Below are 20,354 nucleotides of genomic sequence, written 5' to 3'. Positions count from 1 at the left end.
AACTGGTAAAATACGGTGAGGGATTGAGATGAAAGATGTTTACATAACATATTACAAAAGGACTCCATTTTCCAGGGCTAAACCCGATAATCCTTCCAGGGATGTATATAATGGAGTTTCAATGGATGTTTTATTTTCAAAGCTTATAAAGGATTCTTTGAATACGGGAATAACTCCTGAGGAAATAGGAGACGTGATTACTGGGTGTGCCATACAGGCTGGTGAAAACTGGACTTATGGTGGCAGGCATCAGGTGCTTCTATCAGAATTGCCTGTTAGTGTTCCATCAATGTCCATAGACAGGGCATGCTCATCCTCACTTAATGCCATAACAATAGGAACCATGGAAATTCAAACTGAAAATTCAGACATAGTCCTTGCTGGTGGAATGGAGCATATGACACATGTGCCGCTGTACAATGACCCATATATAAAATACAACAGCGAATTGATGGAAAATCCAAAATACAGTAAATATGACATGGATGTTTCATACCATGTGGGATTGACTGCAGAGAAACTGGCACAGATTAATAATATTTCAAGGGAAGAGATGGATAAATTTTCATATGATTCACAGAGGCTTACTGCAAGATCCATAGAGGAAGGATACTTCAGGGATGAGATTTTACCTGTCACTGTGACACATGAGGGAAATGCAAAGACTGTAGACGCCGACCAGACTCCAAGACCCAATACAACACTTGAACAGATGAGGCAGCTTAAACCTGCATTCAAGGAAAATGGCAGAGTCACAGCTGGTAACTCTCCTCCACTTACCTCCGGCTCATCACTTTTAATGCTTATGTCTGGTGAAAAAATGAAAGAGTACGGATTAAAACCACTTGCAAGAGTTATAGACTACGCAGCTGCAGGCGTTGATCCAACAATAATGGGACATGGGCCAGTACCAGCTACAGAGAAACTTTTAAAGAAAAACAACCTTTCGACAGACGATATAGATTACTGGGAAATAAACGAAGCATTTGCCGTTGTTGCCCTGAATGCAATGAAACATCTCAATATTGATAGAAAGCGTGTGAATATTCATGGAGGATCAATAGCAATAGGTCATCCCCTGGGAGCAACGGGGGCCAGGATAGCCGGCACGCTGGCCAGAACTTTGCAGGAAAAGAAGGCAGACATGGGTGTGGCTACACTTTGTGTGGGTGGCGGTCAGGGGTATTCGCTTCTCATTGAAAGGGTTTAAAGAATATTATAGCCATGTCTACCAGAATGTACATATAAACCATAAAATTTTTTGAATAAGTACCAGATACAGTGGAATTTCAGTGCTTTAATTTATAATATAAATATTTTATAAAAATTTATAATTTTCTGAGTGTATTTAAATAGTCCACTAAATCCTCATAATCTCTTATAAGATGAAGTATGTCTATTCCCAGTGCTTCCATCATTGTCAGTGCCAGTGAAAGGTTTTCCTCGTTTTCCTCTGAGAGTTTTTGATTGCTCAGTTTGTCATATATTTCGTTGAAATTCCTTTCAGCCGCTTCCCTGAAATTATCAAGTTTCTCTGTGATATCCTCTTCCAGTTTCTTAAAATCTTCTGTGCTATCCATCAACATGAATTAATCAAAAATATAAAGTATTTTGGTTATTCCATTACTGCACCCTTCGATGAGGATGAAACCAATTTTGCGTACTGGTTCAGCAATCCGGTTGTGTATTTGATAGGAGGCTTCTTCCATTCCTTCATTCTGTGTTCTATCTCTGCCTGGTCAACAAGGAGGTTTATTTTCCTGTTTGGGCCATCTATTTCTATCATATCCCCATCCTTAACTATGGCAATTGCACCACCGTCCATTGCTTCAGGTGCTATATGGCCAATCATGATTCCTCTGGTGGCGCCAGAAAATCTTCCATCTGTTATTAATGCCACGCTGTCTCCGAGACCTTCTCCTATAAGTTCAGAGGTAACAGAAAGCATTTCCCTCATTCCTGGTCCTCCCTTAGGTCCTTCATAGCGTATAACAACTGTATCGCCAGCCTTTATTTTTTTCTCCTTAATGGCTTTGAATGTTTCCTCCTCTGAATTAAAGACCTTCGCAGGACCCTTGTGATATTTTACCTTTGATGCTGATGTCTTGAATACGCCTCCCTCTGTGGCAAGATTTCCCTTAAGGATACTTATGCCCCCATCCGATTTATACGGTTTGTCGAATTCAGATATGACGTTTCCTGTTGTGTAAATTTTTATATCCTTCAGATTTTCCCTTATTGTTTTTCCTGTAACGGTAAGCTGGTCACCGTCTATGAGTCCGTGATCAAGAAGAACCTTCATAAGAACGGGCACACCTCCTATATTATTCAGATCTGCCATCACATATTCTCCAGAGGGTTTCATATTTACTATTTCAGGGACTTTTCTTGAAATTCTGTCAAAATCACCAAGATTAAGTTTTAATTTTGCCTCATGGGCTATTGCAAGAAGATGCAGGACAGCATTGGTTGAACCGCCGGAGGCCATAAGTACTGTTATTGCATTGTAAAATGATTCTTCAGTTAATATATCCCTGGGTTTCAATCCAGTTTCTAGTAACTGCATTACAGTTTCCCCGTTTTATATGCAAACTTCTGTTTGGCACCATCCACAGCGGGTGGTGATGCACTACCAGGCAGTGCGAGTCCAAGCACCTCTGTCATCATGGCCATAGTGTTTGCCGTATACAGTCCCCCACAGGATCCTGCTGTTGGAACTGCATTATCCTCCATGAGCTTGAAATCCTGTAATGTCATTGTATTGTTCATGTACGATCCTACAGCCTCAAAAAGATCTCCCACCGCTATGCGTTTTCCCTTATAGTAGCCAGGCAATGTGGTTCCGGAATACATAACTATGGATGGTATATTCATTCTTGCCATTGCCATCATCATTCCTGGAGATGTCTTGTCGCATCCGGATAATGCTGCAAATCCATCATATCCGTGGGCATTCACAGTGAGTTCAACGGTATTTGCTATAAGCTCCCGGCTCACCAGAGAGTATTTCATCCCCTCTGTGCCCATGGCTATTCCGTCTATTACCACAGGAGTTGTAAACACACGGGGAGTGCCATCCTTGCTTCTTATGCCCTCCTTTGTATGATTCGCCAGAGATAATACATGTATATTGCACGGTCCCGCCTCGTTCCATGCTGCAGCTACACCGACCATGTAATTCTTAAGGTCATCGTCATTCAGTCCCATGGCTTTCATATAGGCTCTATTTGGTGCCCTTTCCGGGCCACTATAGGTTAAATCAGAACGTTTCATTTTTAAATCAAAGCTATTATAATATTTAATGTTTTGTGATAAAATTGGAAACGGAAGGGAATTGAAGAACAATGATTAAATAGTTTGAAGTATTAGAAGGAATTACCTTAATTATTATATTGTTACTGTGAGCAATACGGCTGACTGTGACTAGCAATGGCAGTAATATAGGTTAAGGGAAAGGTGACAAAATTGAAAAGCGTGAGTGAGTTTATCTAACATCTGTGGCGAAGTTTTTAGGTTTAGTTTTTACAAGTGCCGGCTATTGATTATGGGAATTTTTAGGGGTGTTTTTTGTTGAAAGGTTCTAAATTATTAGTTGATTCTCTGAAAAGGGAGGGAGTAAAAAATATCTTTGGAATACCGGGGCTTTATAATATGCCCATGTATGATTCGTTCATAGAGGATATAGAATCAGGCGAGTTACGGCATGTGCTTATGAGACACGAACAGGCGGCTGCACATGCAGCTGACGGATATGCAAGGGCAACGGGAAATCCTGGAGTTTGCACTGCAACGGCGGGACCTGGAGTTACAAATATCGTAACAGGGCTCATAACGGCATATCAGGATTCGTCACCTGTTGTGGCAATAACAGGTGCTGTTAACAGAAATGCCATGGGAAAATTGTCCTTCCAGGAATCCGATACTCTGGGTATTTCATTCCCTGTGACAAAATATGCAGTCGAGGTCAAAACCATTCAGGAAATACCTGTATGGGTTAAAAATGCATTCTATATTGCATCCACAGGAAGGCCAGGACCTGTTGTGGTTGATGTTCCCAGGGATATCCAGATGGAGGACATAAACAATGTTGAATACCCTGAAAAATACACAGTGCATTACAGGCCTTTCGGAACAGAGGTAAATATGGATAAGGTAAGGCAGATGGCACAGAACCTGTTAAGGGCTGAAAAGCCAGTAATACTTGTGGGAACTGGCGTTGTGTGGGCCAATGCCACTGAAGAAGTATTAAAATTATCTGAATTCCTTGGATGCCCTGTAGTGTCTACTTTACCGGGGAAATCTGCAATACCGGCTGATTATCCATTATATATCGGTGCCATGGGATATTATGGAAGAGCAGAGGCAAGCATGGTTGCCCTGGAATCCGACCTTCTTCTTGCTGTGGGTGCAAGATTCAGTGACAGGACTTTTACCTCCTACGATGAAATGACAGATACTAAAAAGGTCTTTATGTCCATAAATTTGGATCCAACTGATTTCTCCAAGGGGATAAAGCCTGATGTTGCATGGCAGGAAACGCCAAGATACTGGTGAATGAACTACTGAATGCACTCTCTCAGATGTCCAAGAAAAAGGCAAATTATGCCTGGAATAAGAGAATCAATGAGCTAAAGGAATACTATTCCCAGTTTTCACATCCAGTGGATGATGGACATATGAGACCATGGCAGATACTGAAAACTCTCAGGGAAGTACTTCCAAGGGATGCTATAATGACTACTGGAGTGGGACAGCACCAGATGTGGGCAGAAACACACTGGGAAAACCTCGAGCCAAGGTCTTTCTTTTCATCCACAGGAATGGGGACAATGGGCTTCGGGCTTCCATCTGCCATGGGTGCTAAGATTGGAAGGCCGGATAAGGTCGTTGTAGACTATGATGGTGACGGTTCATTCATGATGACTGGAAACAACCTCGCAACGGCGGTTGATGAAAACATACCCATAATAGCTGTGGTAAATGACAACAGAACTCTTGGGCTGGTAAGGCAGGTTCAGGATATGTTCCAGGACAAACGGATAGTGGGAGTGGACTACGGCAATTCACCGAACATAGTGAAATATGCTGAATCCTTTGGAGCCGATGCTTATGAGGCGAACAATTATTCAGACATATCTGAATTTATAAAGAAGGCCATAAGGGAAAACGTACCAACTGTGATACGCGTCCCAGTAGATAAGGAGGAGCTTGCCCTGCCAACACTCCCACCGGGCGGCAAACTTAAGGAGGTGATAGTTAGTGACCCAAGAAAGGGTAATAAAAGTTCAGGCAGATTATAGGGATTCAGGCTTGGTTGAAAGAATAGCAGCAAACTTCAGGAGATTCTGGGTTGACTTAAAATGGATGAATATGGAATGCCAATCAGGAATATGTACGCTCTACATGTCAATATATGACGGACATAATCTAGGAAACCTTGATCTGTCCATTATCACACTGAGTAAGATGGTTGATATTGACTATGTTGAAGAACTGGAAGAATGTGAATATAAAAAATTTGAAATAAATTATAAAAAATCTAAAAAATTTGAATGGGGTGTTGTGAGTGAGTAAAATACTTGGAAAAGTCTATACGGAAAATGATGCAGATTTGAAATATGTTAAAGATAAGAATATAGCAGTGCTTGGATACGGAAGCCAGGGAAGAGCATGGGTACTGAATCTAATGGATTCTGGGCTTAATGTGAAACTGGGGCTGGAAAGAGAAGGGAATTCATGGAAAAAAGCAATGGAAGATGGAGTAAAACCCATGAAGACGGAAGAAGCACTGAAGGATGCAGATATAGTGATATTTCTCGTACCGGATATGGTGCAGAGAAAGATATATTCAGAGAAGGTACGGCCTGTGATAAAGCCGGGGATGGATCTGGTATTCGCACATGGGTTTAACATACATTACAAACTTATACAGCCACCGGAAAATGTAGATGTATATATGGCTGCTCCAAAAGCACCTGGACCTTCAGTGAGGGAATTCTTTGTGAAGGGCGGCGGTGTTCCGGTATTAGTAGGTGTGCACCAGGATTATTCAGGACAGGCACTAAACAAGGCTCTTGCCATTGCCAAGGGCCTGGGAGCCACAAAAGCAGGAGTGCTTGAGACATCATTCAAGGAAGAAACTGAAACAGATCTTATGGGAGAACAGCTGGATCTTGTTGGAGGACTTACAGCAATGCTGCGAGCTACATTCCAGACAATAGTTGACCTGGGTTATAGACCGGAAATGGCCTATTTCGAGGCAATAAATGAGATGAAGCTTATTACTGACCAGATATATGAGAAGGGACTCTCAGGGATGCTGCGTGCTGTTTCTGATACTGCGAAGTACGGCGGACTTACTGTTGGCCCCTATGTGATAAATGAGGATGTTAAAAAAAGAATGAAGGAAAAAGCCGAGAGAATAAAGAGCGGAAAATTCGCCGATGAATGGATAGAGGAATTCGATGAGGGGTCAAAAAACCTTAATTCATTGATAGATGATCTGGACAATTCCCTTGAGGAGCAGGTAGGTAGGGAACTCAGGGAAATAGTACTGAGAGGCCGTCCTAAAAAATAATTTTAATTTTTATATTATAAACAGAAGCAGTAATATAGCCATTCCTATTACTATTGCAGTGAAAATAAAAAGTTCAGTTTTTCTTGAATAATACTTATTATTATCAATATCCTTTTCATTGGCAGAATATTCATAGAATCCATATCCAATTGTTATTATTCCCACGACTATCATGATTTCTCCTGCTATGAGCGAAGTACTGAACGCTGAAGTTGGCTTGCCCTCCAGTGCATGCAGGAATATTACAAACTTTGCAATTACGAATCCGAATCCCATCAACGATATTCCTGTTCTCATCCATGCTAGAAATGTTCGTTTGTTTGCAAAGTGGTCGGTATCAGATGACATCCAGAATAGATAACACGAAATAATATAATATTTATTATAAATTTTTCAGTGAGTCCTGTTCAGTATTTCCTTCCGGAAAAAGATTATCAGACAGGTTATTTTCCTTTAAATAATCGAAAATGTTGTAATACATCTTCCTTTTTTTACCTATCATATGGAAAGTTTTGAAGTTAAAGCATAGAGTGCATGTTTTTACGCTGGATTCTAAAAAATAGCATTTCCCTTCCCTGTTGAAAACACATTCTTCCTCTATACTTCCATCAGCCATTAATTATTATAATTGTACGGCATTATTAAATATTTTCTAAAAGAATACCCTTTTCCCTGAATATGTCAGCCTTGTTCTCCCAAATTCATCCATTGATTTTAATTCTGCTATTGAGAATACCGGACCGTCACTGCATACCTGGTAACCGTTTATGGAGCAGGAATCACATAATCCCACACCACATTTCATGGATCTTTCAAGGGAAAACTGGCAGTTAACATTTTTATCCTTTAAATAATCCACAACGGATTTCATCATAATTTCAGGGCCGCAAACATATATCATGTCAAAATCTTCAATGTCCAGTTCGTCCATTGCTGTGGTTACAAACCCTTTCTTTCCTGCCGTTCCATCATCTGTAACAATGTGCAGCTTGCCTTCAGTGAACCTGTCACTGAATAGTATGTCTTCAGCGGTTTTTCCGGATATTAAACCAGTTGTGTTGCCATCTATTAAAGGCATCAATGATGCGATACCACTACCGGCACCTATAAGCAATTTTTTGCCCGGGACTATATCATAGCCATTTCCGTATGGACCTTCGTAGAATAATCTGTCACCTGGCCCTAATCCGGCAAGATACGCCGATGCATCACCATAAACCTTTATTGTTATGGCTTTAGGATCGGAAACCGATGAGAATGAAAGAGGTATATCGTTAATCCGTGGAGCCCATGCCATTATAAATTGCCCGGGAACAATGGAAATATCATCATGGAAAACTAGTGTATTTACATTATGGGTTTCTCTTTTGTTTTCTGCTACTGTAAAATATTTCATCTAACTCCCCCCAAAGAGATCCATATGCGATAGCGTGGGGAGGAATTGGGTAGTGAACCTCAGTCCCTTGCCGTATTTTACCAACTTTACCTTCTTTATGTTAACATCCATCTTCTTTTCACCATTCATTATTATTACATAATTTCCATAACTATGAACCCCAACAACGCCGTATCTGCTCTCCCCGAATTCCACTACATCACCGGGTTGTAAGGGGTACCTTCTCCTTCTTATTGATGGCCTGAATCCCTTTCTGTTAATTTGAAGGGAACGGTTATTTCTCCTTCTCTGTGTTACATCAAAAACAGTGGGTCTTGCCTGCGTGGTTCCTCCAGCAATCACAAATGCATCGTTGGCATGGCTCTTATCCAGACCAGGGGATATGCGGTTCTTCTTTGTTATGTACCCGAATGTATGTATTGCTTCCGTAAGCTGTGTGAGCTTCCACCTTACAATATTCATGAATGTTGCATCTTTTAATGATTTCAGTGCTCTCTTTCTCACTTCAGGATATCCAAACTCTTCTGCTGTTAAATCATTCTTCCTTTGATTGCATTCATGGCATGAGATGGCAAGGTTGTCTACTGTATCAGGGCCATTTCTTGATCTTGGTGTGAGATGTTCTATTTCCATTGGTACATTGGTCTTTCTACAGTACACACACTTTCTATGGAATTTCTCAAGGAGGTATTCTCTGATATCATATCCCTGAAGTTCTCCCTGCTGGTATTCTATCCCACTTATCTCAGGGTTCTTCATCTTCTGCTGATCGAATGAAGCAACCTCAATAATAACCTTGGATACGGGAAGTATTTTTTTCAGTTTCTCAATCAGTCTTATATGAGTCTGTAGTTTGTGAGCTATGCTAGGTGCAAACCATCCCTTACTATTATTTCCCCGGTTTATGAACCGTGGTTGCCTGTACCACAGCCTGTTTCTCCTGTTCCTGCGATACATGGATTTCTCCTGATTGAGTTTGGGTATATTGGTTCTTATGACCGCTTCTCCTGATATCAGTTCCTTCTTTTCTGTGACTGCTGAGAATCCAATATGCTTGTATCCTGCATCTATACCCAATATTGTAGGATCTGTATATTCCTCACAATGCCAGAGCAATTGTAATGTGAATGGATTGGAAGAAACTACCCTTGCTTTTTTCTCCTTCAAGAGATGCCTTGCCTTTGCAGGCTTGCATGGCATTAATGGTTTACCATCATCGTTTAAAATAAATACCAGCATATCGACTTTATGCCCTCCTGCTGGCTGGAGTATGTCCACATCGGGGTTGTTAGAAGGGGTTTTTAAACCATGCACACTGAGAGTTTCCTCTCTGTTTAATGCATGATCACAGTTGCCACGGACTTGTGGAGCATCCGTGGGTGTGTATGTATCTCTCCTATCTAACTTCTGCCTTTCTTTCATGTTTTTCTCCATGTTTTTAAAGCCCCCTAATCAACTCTTGCGCTGTTCCTCACGGAACAAGCCCCCTGCGTGAGCTGGGGGTAGTTGACTGGATTGCCACCCCTATGATTTCCCCTATATCATCTATTGAATTACTCTCCATATATTCCTTCAATGCTCTGGACATGTTATTAAATATCCCTATTCCATTTTTCGAAATTGCTGTGCCTATCTGTACTGCCGATGCCCCTGCCATCATATATTCCAGTGCATCCTCAAAGGTGGTTATACCGCCCACTCCAATAATAGGCTTGCCAGTTATCTTTTTAACCTCATATACATACCTTATACCCACTGGTTTTATAGATTCTCCACTGAGCCCTCCGTATATATTGCTCAGTACGGGCTTTCTTGCGTGTATATCTATCTTCATGGCCTTTATTGTGTTTATGAGCACGTAAGCGTCGGATTTCTCTGCGGCTGTTGCCTGTTTTATCATATCAGAAGTATTTGGTGAAAGTTTTGAATATATGGGTATATTTACCTTGGACTTTACTTCTGATACTATTGCAGCAACAAGTTCAAAATCAGATCCGACCTCCATACCGTAACCGTTCACATGGGGGCATGAAAGATTAAGTTCCACGGCCGAGGCACCGTATGACTGCATTTTTTTTGCAAGCATGGCAAATTCCTCTGGTGTCTGGCCGAAAATACTTCCTATGACAGGTTTCCCTGAAGAAATAGCTATTTTCATTTCCTGCCCATAATTTTCTATGCCGGGGTTTGAAAGCCCTATTGCATTGATTGCTGAATTATTTTCCTTATATATTACTGGTGGATCAAATCCCCTTCTTTCCTCGGATCCTATAGATTTAGTCACTGCGGCTCCAGCACCAGATTCAAGAATTCTTTTTATTGTGTATCCATTTTCATCAAGTATGCCTGAGGCAAGAATAAATGGATTTTCCAATTCTATTCCTATGTGAGTGTCAAATTGCATATGTATCTAAAGTTATTCATAATATCTAAATTATTCTAATCCATAAAGTTTGCCGGAAAATTTTGAAGCTGGACAGAATCTTTTATTGGAAAACCATTATAGCTATATGCCAGAGTATATGGGAGCATTACCTCCTTGTCAGTAAGGTACATATTGCCACCTTTCTCTGAGAAATAAATGCATGTGTCTATGTATTTGTATCTCATTGCAATATTCTGTGTGAAGTCCAGATATTTAGCTATTCTACTGTATGTGAGGTTGTTGTTTATGACAACCACAGATGCCCCGTTTATAATGGTATCCATAAGATCGTTTTCAGTCTCTGGGTAGTTCATTACTGTTAGTTCAAAAAATTTTGAAAGCTCGTCATATAATTTCAGATTCAAATATCTGTGTGTTATAGCATCATAATCTATAACAAATATGGAGTCAACCTTTAATTTAAGAATCTGATATATATTTTCATAATTTGATACCTGTTTATCCTTAATAGTTACGCAATACACCTGTAAACATTAAATTAAGCCTTATTAATATTTTTATCCTGATTGGATAATGGGATACCTGAGAATCCGTAGTATAGCTTTATATATGAATTAATATTTGCATTATGAAAAAAGGCGTGAATATAAGACAAAAGCAAAAACCAGAACCTGCGACGGGAAAATATATTTCAATTATTGTTAACATAATGACGATTGTTTCAATATTCTTCATATTTGTAGGGATAATAGCATCCTTGTATGCTGGACTGGTTATGAAGCATGGGACAATCATAGAATATACATTTACTCTCTGGTTCTGGCTTGCCAGTGTATTTTTCGGAATACAGAGTATCGGTTACTTTCTTTCATTCCGGAGAAGCAAAAGTAAATATCTAGAAACCATAGATAATGGCTATGTGTCTGGAATCCATGACAGAGTAGCCGTACTTGTCCCAATCTATAATGAAGATCAAGAAATGGTTATAACAAATCTGATTGCCATATACTCCAATGCTAAGGATAATGCAGATGTTTATGTCCTGGATGATTCAACAAAAGGCGATTCTACCTATATAGTTGAATTATGCAAAAGACTGGGAATGAAATACGTACACCGCGAAAATCGCAGAGGCTACAAAGCTGGAGCCCTGAACGATGTTCTGAAAACTTTGAATGAGCCATATGCCTGTGTTCTTGATATAGACCAGATGCCATCACCAGATTTTTTGAGAGAAACTACAGCCATACTGGACAAAAATCCAGAAATAGGATTTGTCCAGGTTCCACAAATATATTCTAATTCTGATTCCAGCGTTCTTGCGGAAATTGCACAGGCACAGCAATTTATATTTTATGAAATACTCACAGAGGGAAAGAGTGTTTCGGGGACACTATTCTCCTGTGGGACCAATGTGGTCTACAGGGTAGAGGCATTAAAATCAGTAGGTTATTTTGACGAATCAAACATTGTGGAGGATATAGCCACAACAGTAAATATGGCAATAAAAGGTTGGACAGGTATTTATTTCAATAAAAAACTTGTGTTCGGCCGTGCACCGGTTACTATGCAAGGTTATGTGAACCAGCAATGGAGGTGGATGTACGGCTCACTAACTTTAATGCCGAAAATACTGAAAACGATTATGTTCAGCAAAAATTTTTCCCATAGACAAAAACTGGACTGGTTTGCTACAACAACATGGTATACATTTGGGTGGTTCTATCTTATATTCCTTTTATCACCAATACTTGATCTTTTTGGAATAAGAGTCCTGACAATCAATAACCTGCTTTATTTAGTTGCCTGGCTTCCATACACCATGCTCGTGATGACAACATTTGTGCTTTCACATGTCGACAAAAAAGCACCATTGCGGTTTGTATTCTTAAACATGGCTGCAAATGTCCTTATTTTCCCTCTGAGCATTTCTGCTACAATAAGTGCATTGCTAAAGAAATCAAGGCCGTTTACGACTGCAAGGACTGGTGGAAAACTCCCATGGTCCCATTTCTGGCCGCAAATTACCATTATGGTTTTTCTGCTCATTGCCTCAATTTATATGGTTATCCAGAACAATCTATACACAGATATATCAGCATTCTGGGGGTTTTTCCAGTTCATGCTTTTGGTACCAATTTTCTTTGTTAATAGAACACCAAGGGAATCTTCGATAGATTCTCCAGTTTTCAAGGGTCAATAACAATCATACTATTTCTGCCTTTTATATATCCTGTAAATGGAGTTTCTATTTTATCCATTATTCCTGTTATATTTATATTCTCTATATTTTCACCAAAATTTATGCCAGTTTCTATTTGATTCCCGGTCGTGTTAGAAATAATAGCATCAATATAGATGTTCCTGGCATTCGCTATGGCTAAACCCGTTATTCCACTGTCAATGATTCTAAGATTCATTCTTATATTCCTACTGAATGTTTTGCTATATTTCCCTATCAGGAGTCCACATGTGTTATTGATTCCCTTATAATCCTTTGTATTACTCCATATTGTCCCCTGAAAATAGGAGTTTTCTGTTGAATCCACCTGCACGCCAGTATAATTACAGGAATCTATTGAAAAGTTAGAGAAACTCAGGTTATTGGCATTGAATACCCTGATCCCCGTGGAGCATGCGACAATTTGCATCTCCTTGATTCGTATATCCGCGGCATGTTCAATGCTAAGCCCTACATTTCCTCTGTAGATATCTACTGTATCTATTGCAATATTGTACCCTCTGATCAGAATAGCGCGCATGGGTTCTTTATCATAATTTGTTCCGGTATTGTACACCTTTAGATATCCCACATTAATGTTGTTGTTTTTTCGACTATTCCCCAATAAGATTCCACTCTTTCCGTTTGAATTGGCAATTAAGTATTCTATGTCTGCATAGGGTTCAACCCTTATAAAAGGTTCAAAACCATCTTCAATGTCATTAACAAGTATTGCCTTATTAGATGAAATAAGCCGTGTCCCACTTTTTATAATTAAGGATTCTCGTATATGGTATTCACCAGATCCTAGTATGACGAATCCATCAATGCATGAATCTATGGCCTCCTGAATTCCGGAGGTGGGAGAGTTGTTATCTGGCTTTACTATTGGCATAATATAGAATAATGTGGTGAATAATAATAATTTCTTTCCACTTGAACATCTTCTCTCCCTTAAACTATCGTACTTTTTGTGTAGGGGAAATTAAAAAGACCGGGAGATCAACAATTTTAATATATAGCGATATGAATAAAGAATATTTATATCGAATTATAAGGAAACATGGTACCCGATGCTTCTTAAAAATAGTCCCTTATGTTTAGTAATGTTTCATTGTCTCCGGGAACAGAAAAGAGTATTCCCGTAAGCCTGTACTTTTTAAATTTCTTCATGTAGAGGTGCAGGTCTTCGACTCTAACAGATGATTGATTGATTTTTTCAAGTATATTTCCATTTTTTTGAGTTTTAACAATTATGTATGGGATAAGTCGTTCCGTATTCATGCTCTCTAGAATTGAAAGATCGTCGAAATTTATTACAAGGAATAAATTTGCGTTTAGCTCTAACCTTCCATTTATATCTTTTAAGGCTTTTCTAAAGCTTAAAATTAATCCAGATTCTACACCCCTGTGCCTGGCAAGGTTCATAGCATAGACAGAATCCAGATCATTTAGCTCCTTACCATAACGTGGTTTGTCGCCCTGTGTAAATATGATTGATGCTTTTATTGCCTTAGCTGCTGTGATTATGGACCTTAATTTAAGCTCATTTATATCCTTCAATCGCTGGTTAATAATAATGTCTTTTTCTGGAAATTGCCTCCTAATTATATAACCTATGAGCTCTGGAGGCATAGTGGGATACCCCAGTGGATTGTCCGGTATATTGAAGCCATCAAACATATCCATGTGCTCAATCATACCCCTGAGACTCTCTAAGTTTCTTGAAGGATATATTTCGGCATATATTTTCATTTATTACCATACACATAATAAAATAAAGAGTTTTTTGTCCATGGTCAATAGAACCTGTAATATTAATTTTAAATTACCATGGCTAATTACCGTGAGAATTTTATATCTCAATCAAATTTTCGTCCCCCATTTTTTATACTATAATATAATCATATTTCCATGAGAGTGGAATACAGTTATGGAATTGTTGTATATTCCAGATGTAAGGATAAATATAATTTCCTCCTGCTGAAAAGAAAGGAAGGTTGGCTTGATTTTCCAAAGGGGCATATAGAAGAAGGAGAAACTGGAATACAGGCCGCGCTAAGAGAAACTATGGAAGAATCCGGTATAAATTTAGTTCCAGAAAACCTTGTTCCATTTTTTCATTATGATATTACTTATTACTTTACCTTCAGGGGAACAAAAATATTGAAGCATGTAAGAATGTTTCTTTCCGAGGTATCTGCTGATATTGCTATAACTGTATCGCACGAACATAGAGGGTATATATGGCTTAATTATGAGGAGGGTATGTCAATTCTTCGTTTTGCCAACCAGAGAAAATTGCTGGAATACGCAAATAACTATATTGTAAAACAGGATAAAATGAAAAAGTTGAACGATGAATACAGAGATATTCCCCAAAATAGAAAATGGGACCTGAGCACTGATTTTGTTCCGGGAGAGGGAAATTTGAATGCCAGAATATGCTTTATTGGACAGGCTCCGGGCAGGAATGAGGATATAATAAAACGGCCTTTCGTAGGGAGAAGTGGGAAACTACTTGATAGCCTTATTGAGGAAATTAACCTAAAGAGAGAGGACTGTTATATTACCAGCATTGTACAGTTTTTTCCACCAAAAAATAGAGCCCCAACAGATGAGGAGATATCTATTTGCAAACCGTATTTTCTCGCTCAGATGGATATTATACAGCCGGAAATCATAGTCCTATTAGGTTCAGTGGCGGCACGGTCTCTAATATCTATTGACAGTGTAATGAAAGATCATGGCAAACTATTCAATGAAAAATATTTTGTAACACTCCACCCTGCTGCTGCATTGCGCAACCCTGCAAACTTAGAAATAATGAAGAATGATTTTCAAATTCTTAAAAATTTTTTCAACGGATCTTCATAGACTTAGTTTCCCTGCCATATAGCATATAGAGTGAGGACCCCACGAATCCTGCCAGATAAACAATAAGAATAAAAAAAGCATATGTTTCTATGCCGGCATTTATAAGAATGAAAATAATAACAATATAAAGTGCATATCCAACGGATCTCACTGATCCTATTCCTCTACCTCTATACTTGCTTATAAAATTTTCTGGTTCCAGTAATTCTCTAGACCCCCATGCTATTTCCCCGAATATTGAACTAATAGAAAGTATAGCTAAAAGGTAAAATAAATTTGATATGATTATGTTCAGGAATATAACGGCGATTACCCATGATGCCAGCATTCCAGTGAATCCGACCATTGCCAGAGTTTTTCTACTACTTTTACCCATATAATATCCACCCAGAACACCAAAAACTGATTCAGCCAGAACGGAAAAGAAAATTATAACTCCTGTATACTGGGGAAAATGGAAAGGACCGAGAACAAGATCTGAAAATGCAAATCCAACTATTATGGCGATTCCCATGAATGAAAGTGCCAGAAATTTTATGGCATTACCTGCTGTAATTTTATTATTTGTTCCTATTTTTGTTCCCAGTATCCATAACCCACTTTCTTCCATGTGGTATCGTGCTATTATAGAGATTATCCCTGATAATATTGCAATGGTAATAAGCCACATTTTTTGAATTATAACCGATGAGGTAAAAACAAGGAATAACCCCGCTATCAGAGTAATGCCTATATTAGCCATATTTGACGATTCAATGATGGCAAATCCTCTATTTTTAAGTGGCAGATATTCAACCATGATTGCCAGTGAAAGTGTCTCATCGCCACCAAGGCCAAATTCGGCAATAAATACAAATATTATCAGATAGATGTAATTGTATGATATTCCTATACCCAGAAGCCCCAGAACAGTTATACCTATTGTCAGTAGAAAAATATTCTTTCTTCCAAGGCGATCTGATATATAGCCCATCGTCATATTGCCTAATAAAAGCCCAGCTGGCGCTGCCCCTATAATATAATAATATGAAAATTGTGGAACAAAATACCATGTTGTAATCAGTGGTGCAATTGCCAGGGTTATGCCCCACATAAAAAAGGAAGTTGATATAGCTATAAAAATAATCCAGTGTTCCCTGTTCCATGGTGTCTTGCTGATTTTTTCTGATATTTTACTGTATTCTACATTATCGTATTCCATTTCATTCCCTCCGCCGGTATTAACCGGATCAGGTTCATGGGGTCGATCCCTATCCTCTCAGCCAAAAAGCTCCCCCAGAATATTAATTAACTAAATTTAAGATAAATATTTAACCTTTGCCCGATGAAAATTTTATGTTTGATAAGTTTTATACTATTAATTTCAACTCGTATCCGGCTATGGTTACTATTATCCCAACTGTAACCATAACTAATATCCAGAATCTGGCCCTGCCGGCAGTAGTTTTGCTAATGAATAATCCTAGAACAGCAAGAGAGGCATATGAAAGGAATAGTGGAAGTTCAATATTGTTTTTAATAATCAGCGATGAAGACAGTGGAATCAGTGCACCCAGAAAACCGAAAAAGGCTGCTATAAAGGCACCCAGCAGGGATTCGACAAATATTTCTATGCCCAGATGCCCCTTCAGTAGATAATTTGTAGATTTAAGGTTCAATTGCAGTGCTGTCCTGTGCAGTTCTTCGTTCAGACCGGCGTACTGAGCTATGAAGTAGCTGAAAGCCCCGGCAAACGCGGATCCGAATGAAATCTTGAAAGCCTCAAATAAATCTATAGTACTTTTTCCTATAATTCCCCCGGACGCAAGTATTAATGCTGTTATAATACCATCAGAAAGGCCTATGCTTACGGGAAATATGTATTTTTTATTCATTTTATGACGTGTTTTCCTGTAATGACTTCATCAATGGAATGTATTGCGCAACCCATATCCTCTATTACCTTTATAAGATAATTATAATTTATGTTTATTCCCTCAACAGTAATACTTGTTCCCATTGTTTCCATATCCATCTCGGTAACAGTTATTTTAACTGCATCCACTCCCGGCACATCTTCGATGGAACCGGCAAGTTCTGTCAAAGTTGGTCTATTCAATCCCTTGTCAACATCCAGTAAAATTCTCCTCAGATTCATAAGTATTTCAAACCTCGAAGATTTTAGCCATCGGCTTCATTCTTCTCTATTTATATCAAATATTAAATGATGATTTATTAACCTTTTGCAATTTGATTATTTCCGTGTATAACCTGCATATATTTTTATATTAAATTGCATATCAAAACCAATGATTACCATTGCATTCGTCATACCTTCCAGCATTAATTATAATGGAGGCATAGAAAAAACAATTTCGCGTTACAATTCCTTCAAAACACAGAATTTTAGAAAAATAGTGCTTCAGGGTATACCCGCACATGGCACAGAGAATCTTTATGGAATCAGATCAGTTTACTCTAAATTGATAATAGGCACTTCGGGCAAAATAAATTTTGTCATAAGATTAATGGCACCTATTATTCTCAAATTTGACAGAATAATGAATTTGACAATTATCAGAAACATTGAAAAGAATTCCAATATAATTTATCTGACAAATGATGATTACTATTATCTGTTTAAACATAATTCATTTTTCGTATGGAGTGAACACGGGAATATACCTTCAAACTATACAGGAGTAAAAATACTCAATAATGCCATATCTGCCTTAATAAAAAATAATCTAATGTTCAGAAAAATCAAAGCAATACACCTCATAAACTGCTATAACAGTGAGCACATACCATTCAGTAAATATTTTTGTGTACCAAACGGTGTCGATTCTTCCAGATTCTATCCCGCAGAAAGGAAACATAATACAATTAGGCTACTTTTCGTGGGAAGGCTGGAAAAATCCAAGGGAATAGACAAAATTGTCAATATATTCAGGAATCATAACTTAAATATGGAGCTAACAGTAGTAGGTTCAGGTGAACTTGAATCACTTTTTTCATCCCGAATCAAAAATGTTAATTATATAAAAAATCCTGATGATGATAGATTAGGGGAGATATACAGAAATTCAGATGCCTTTATTTTTCCATCGATACTGGAAAACTTCGGTAACGTTGTCCTCGAAGCAGTGTCATCAGGTCTCTATGTTGTGGCCTCTGAATCCCTGAAACCACGTTTTGATGGCATAGAAAAAATGAATTTTCTGGAATATATGGATAATACAGAAGCAGGAATACTGAAATCACTGGAGAAGATAGGAGAAAAAATAGAATATACAGGCAAATATGAGAATAAAATCGCCATACATGATTATATATCCGGGAAATATGGGTGGGACATTATCCTTAGAAAATTTTATGAGGAAATGGAAAAGGTATACTCTGGGAAATGATTTTTATATATTCATAAAAACATGATAAAAGGATATGAAAAAAATAAAAATTTTATAGGATATGGGAATTAAATATTTATGAAAACTGAAATAACTTGGCATGGACATGCAGGATTTTCAATAACGAATGGCATTAGTATACTTGTTGACCCATTTTTCAGCGGAAATCCACAGGCGAAGGCAGATGCCGAAGACGTGAAAGCCGATCTTATACTGGTAACACACGGGCATTTTGACCATGCAGGGGATGCCGTTAAAATAGCAAAGAAAAATCAATCCCCTATTGTTTGTTCCTTCGAACTTTCCGAAATTATCAAAAAGGAGCAGGTTGAGACCATAGATATCAACCCAGGAGGAACAATTGAGTATAAGGGCGTAAGGGCAACAGCTGTTCCTGCAATACATTCCTCAAGTTATAACGGTTTATATGCAGGTGAGGCAATGGGGTATATTATAAACAATAAAGATGTAAAAATATATCACGGGGGCGATACCACCTTTTTCAAGGATATGGAACTGATAGGAAGTGTGTACCACCCGGACATTGCCATGGTGCCTATAGGGGGCATTATACTATGGATGTTGATGGGGCAGTGGAAGCACTTAAGCTTCTTAAGGTAAAAAATGCCATTCCAATGCATTACAATACATTCCCACCTATTAAGGCTGACCCAGTGGAATTCCAGCAAAAGGCCGAAAAATTAGGCATAGTGGTAACAATTCCCGAAATAGAAAAAACCTTCAAAGTATAGAATTGTTAACCATAAATCAGTTATTTTTCACTATTCCCATAAATTTTTAATTTTCTTATAAGTGTTCCAGTGGCATAGAAACATTCGGAATAATCAGAAGAATTTCCGCCAGCCAGAGCTGTGGGGTCAATTTCGTATCCCAGGAAAAGTCTGTCTTTAATTTTCCCATGCTGCCTGAATATAAAGTAATTGATAGAATTCATGAGTACTGATTCAGAATAGCTATTCATGTAGTAATCTTCTATACAGTAGATCAAAAATATATTTCAGCTGACAATTGTCTGGCATGAGTCTACCGACTTTGATGATGAAAAACATGCCAGACAGAGCCCATACTACAGGAAGTTACATAAATTTTGTGCAGTCCATAAAGGAATCTCTCAACTTTGGAGATTCCAGGAGCGAGAACCTTACCCTTAAAACGGTTCTTCTGGCCTGCATGGATAACAGCTATGTTGAGGGATCATCTCAACTTACAGGTATATCCGGACAGACTGTGAGGAATCATCTCCGTGATAAGAATCCGGAAGGACTGCTACAGATCAATGCAGATCTTATTGCCACAATGAGAAAGAAAGGATTCTTCAGGAAACCTCTCATCATCGCCATAGACTGGCACGACGAGATGTATTATGGTGACATTGAAACAGAGGGAATAATAGGCACAAAGAATAAGGCCGGAACCAATTATGCATATGAATATGCCACTGCATCCATAGTGATAAAGGGAATCAGATTCGTTATTGCCGTATCCCG

21 protein-coding genes, 3 pseudogenes and 1 riboswitch are annotated in these 20,354 nt (G+C 38.6%); of the genes and pseudogenes, 10 read left to right on the top strand and 14 right to left on the bottom strand.

From position 1 onward, the window contains the following. Window positions 1–28 precede the first annotated feature (28 nt). Entirely contained in the window at window positions 29–1,210 is a 1,182-nt protein-coding gene (locus AMDU4_RS09275; RefSeq protein WP_021787722.1) for an acetyl-CoA C-acetyltransferase, read from the top strand. Between the two features lie 118 nt (window positions 1,211–1,328). Here AMDU4_RS09275 and AMDU4_RS09270 read toward each other — a convergent pair whose 3' ends face one another. Then, the gene (locus AMDU4_RS09270; protein ID WP_021787721.1) at window positions 1,329–1,580 is read right to left on the bottom strand and encodes a hypothetical protein; all 252 of its coding nucleotides are present in this window, start codon (window positions 1,578–1,580) and stop codon (window positions 1,329–1,331) included. A 35-nt stretch (window positions 1,581–1,615) separates the two neighbouring features. Next, window positions 1,616–3,273, bottom strand: a pseudogene (gene ilvD, locus AMDU4_RS09265) (dihydroxy-acid dehydratase). A 294-nt stretch (window positions 3,274–3,567) separates the two neighbouring features. Between ilvD and AMDU4_RS14090 the strand changes: the two are divergent. The 3 genes and pseudogenes from AMDU4_RS14090 (at window position 3,568) to ilvC (ending at window position 6,577) form a co-directional block, all read left to right on the top strand. Then, window positions 3,568–5,300, top strand: a pseudogene (locus AMDU4_RS14090) (acetolactate synthase large subunit). Continuing rightward, the gene (locus AMDU4_RS09250; protein ID WP_021787716.1) at window positions 5,260–5,574 is read left to right on the top strand and encodes a hypothetical protein; all 315 of its coding nucleotides are present in this window, start codon (window positions 5,260–5,262) and stop codon (window positions 5,572–5,574) included. The pseudogene AMDU4_RS14090 and the gene AMDU4_RS09250 overlap by 41 nt, the downstream one beginning before the upstream one ends. Then, window positions 5,567–6,577, top strand: coding sequence for a ketol-acid reductoisomerase (gene ilvC / locus AMDU4_RS09245; protein WP_021787715.1), 1,011 nt, complete (start codon window positions 5,567–5,569; stop codon window positions 6,575–6,577). Before AMDU4_RS09250 ends, ilvC begins: the two co-directional genes overlap by 8 nt. 9 nt (window positions 6,578–6,586) lie before the next feature. Here the strand turns inward: ilvC and AMDU4_RS09240 are convergent, their stop codons facing one another. From AMDU4_RS09240 to AMDU4_RS09215, 6 genes are read right to left on the bottom strand one after another with little or no spacing between them, the layout of a single operon-like run. After that, on the bottom strand, window positions 6,587–6,925 hold the full coding sequence (locus AMDU4_RS09240; RefSeq protein WP_021787714.1) for a YidH family protein: 339 nt from the start codon (window positions 6,923–6,925) through the stop codon (window positions 6,587–6,589). A gap of 34 nt (window positions 6,926–6,959) precedes the next feature. Beyond that, entirely contained in the window at window positions 6,960–7,193 is a 234-nt protein-coding gene (locus tag AMDU4_RS09235) for a hypothetical protein (RefSeq protein ID WP_021787713.1), read from the bottom strand. Between the two features lie 36 nt (window positions 7,194–7,229). Then, window positions 7,230–7,973, bottom strand: a complete 744-nt coding sequence (locus AMDU4_RS09230; RefSeq protein WP_021787712.1) for a dihydroorotate dehydrogenase electron transfer subunit — start codon at window positions 7,971–7,973, stop codon at window positions 7,230–7,232. After that, window positions 7,974–9,395 (bottom strand): RNA-guided endonuclease IscB, encoded by a 1,422-nt coding sequence (gene iscB, locus AMDU4_RS09225; RefSeq protein WP_290704850.1) that lies wholly within the window; start codon window positions 9,393–9,395, stop codon window positions 7,974–7,976. It lies immediately after the preceding gene. Window positions 9,396–9,444: 49 nt separating this feature from the next. Continuing rightward, a complete protein-coding gene (locus AMDU4_RS09220; RefSeq protein ID WP_021787710.1) occupies window positions 9,445–10,377 on the bottom strand; it encodes a dihydroorotate dehydrogenase in 933 nt (310 codons plus the stop codon). Window positions 10,378–10,412: 35 nt separating this feature from the next. Continuing rightward, window positions 10,413–10,883 carry a hypothetical protein gene (locus tag AMDU4_RS09215; RefSeq protein ID WP_021787709.1) on the bottom strand — a complete coding sequence of 157 codons (471 nt, stop codon included), beginning with the start codon at window positions 10,881–10,883 and terminating at the stop codon, window positions 10,413–10,415. Between the two features lie 104 nt (window positions 10,884–10,987). Between AMDU4_RS09215 and AMDU4_RS09210 the strand changes: the two genes are divergently transcribed. Continuing rightward, on the top strand, window positions 10,988–12,562 hold the full coding sequence (locus tag AMDU4_RS09210) for a glycosyltransferase family 2 protein (protein ID WP_021787708.1): 1,575 nt from the start codon (window positions 10,988–10,990) through the stop codon (window positions 12,560–12,562). Here the strand turns inward: AMDU4_RS09210 and AMDU4_RS09205 are convergent. Both AMDU4_RS09205 and AMDU4_RS09200 read right to left on the bottom strand, forming a co-directional pair. Next, window positions 12,549–13,475 carry a hypothetical protein gene (locus AMDU4_RS09205; protein WP_021787707.1) on the bottom strand — a complete coding sequence of 309 codons (927 nt, stop codon included), beginning with the start codon at window positions 13,473–13,475 and terminating at the stop codon, window positions 12,549–12,551. The genes AMDU4_RS09210 and AMDU4_RS09205 overlap by 14 nt on opposite strands. A 185-nt stretch (window positions 13,476–13,660) precedes the next feature. Then, a complete protein-coding gene (locus tag AMDU4_RS09200) occupies window positions 13,661–14,335 on the bottom strand; it encodes a hypothetical protein (protein WP_021787706.1) in 675 nt (224 codons plus the stop codon). A 159-nt stretch (window positions 14,336–14,494) separates the two neighbouring features. On the opposite strand from AMDU4_RS09200, the gene AMDU4_RS09195 reads away from it, so the two are divergent. Continuing rightward, window positions 14,495–15,457, top strand: a complete 963-nt coding sequence (locus AMDU4_RS09195; protein WP_021787705.1) for a uracil-DNA glycosylase family protein — start codon at window positions 14,495–14,497, stop codon at window positions 15,455–15,457. Here AMDU4_RS09195 and AMDU4_RS09190 read toward each other — a convergent pair. The 3 genes from AMDU4_RS09190 to AMDU4_RS09180 form a co-directional block, all read right to left on the bottom strand. Continuing rightward, window positions 15,441–16,658 (bottom strand): MFS transporter, encoded by a 1,218-nt coding sequence (locus tag AMDU4_RS09190; protein ID WP_021787704.1) that lies wholly within the window; start codon window positions 16,656–16,658, stop codon window positions 15,441–15,443. The two genes, AMDU4_RS09195 and AMDU4_RS09190, sit on opposite strands and share 17 nt — an antisense overlap. Continuing rightward, window positions 16,646–16,744: riboswitch (TPP riboswitch) on the bottom strand. It overlaps the preceding gene by 13 nt. A gap of 62 nt (window positions 16,745–16,806) precedes the next feature. Next, entirely contained in the window at window positions 16,807–17,331 is a 525-nt protein-coding gene (locus AMDU4_RS09185) for a hypothetical protein (RefSeq protein ID WP_021787703.1), read from the bottom strand. Next, on the bottom strand, window positions 17,328–17,594 hold the full coding sequence (locus AMDU4_RS09180) for a DUF211 domain-containing protein (RefSeq protein WP_021787702.1): 267 nt from the start codon (window positions 17,592–17,594) through the stop codon (window positions 17,328–17,330). Before AMDU4_RS09180 ends, AMDU4_RS09185 begins: the two co-directional genes overlap by 4 nt. 151 nt (window positions 17,595–17,745) lie before the next feature. Between AMDU4_RS09180 and AMDU4_RS09175 the strand changes: the two genes are divergently transcribed. From AMDU4_RS09175 to AMDU4_RS09165, 3 genes are all read left to right on the top strand, one after another. After that, window positions 17,746–18,846 carry a glycosyltransferase family 4 protein gene (locus tag AMDU4_RS09175; protein WP_021787701.1) on the top strand — a complete coding sequence of 367 codons (1,101 nt, stop codon included), beginning with the start codon at window positions 17,746–17,748 and terminating at the stop codon, window positions 18,844–18,846. Window positions 18,847–18,924: 78 nt separating this feature from the next. Beyond that, on the top strand, window positions 18,925–19,467 hold the full coding sequence (locus AMDU4_RS09170) for a metal-dependent hydrolase (protein WP_021787700.1): 543 nt from the start codon (window positions 18,925–18,927) through the stop codon (window positions 19,465–19,467). Beyond that, the gene (locus AMDU4_RS09165; RefSeq protein ID WP_021787699.1) at window positions 19,422–19,598 is read left to right on the top strand and encodes a metal-dependent hydrolase; all 177 of its coding nucleotides are present in this window, start codon (window positions 19,422–19,424) and stop codon (window positions 19,596–19,598) included. Before AMDU4_RS09170 ends, AMDU4_RS09165 begins: the two co-directional genes overlap by 46 nt. Window positions 19,599–19,618: 20 nt before the next feature. Here AMDU4_RS09165 and AMDU4_RS09160 read toward each other — a convergent pair whose 3' ends face one another. Beyond that, window positions 19,619–19,828 (bottom strand): hypothetical protein, encoded by a 210-nt coding sequence (locus AMDU4_RS09160; RefSeq protein WP_021787698.1) that lies wholly within the window; start codon window positions 19,826–19,828, stop codon window positions 19,619–19,621. A 56-nt stretch (window positions 19,829–19,884) separates the two neighbouring features. On the opposite strand from AMDU4_RS09160, the pseudogene AMDU4_RS09155 reads away from it, so the two are divergent. After that, a pseudogene (locus AMDU4_RS09155) lies at window positions 19,885–20,354 on the top strand (hypothetical protein); the annotation flags it as partial.

The organism is Ferroplasma sp. Type II (assembly GCF_000496155.1).
The sequence above is the reverse complement of the archived record's forward strand: the minus strand, read 5'-3'. Positions and strand labels throughout refer to the sequence as shown.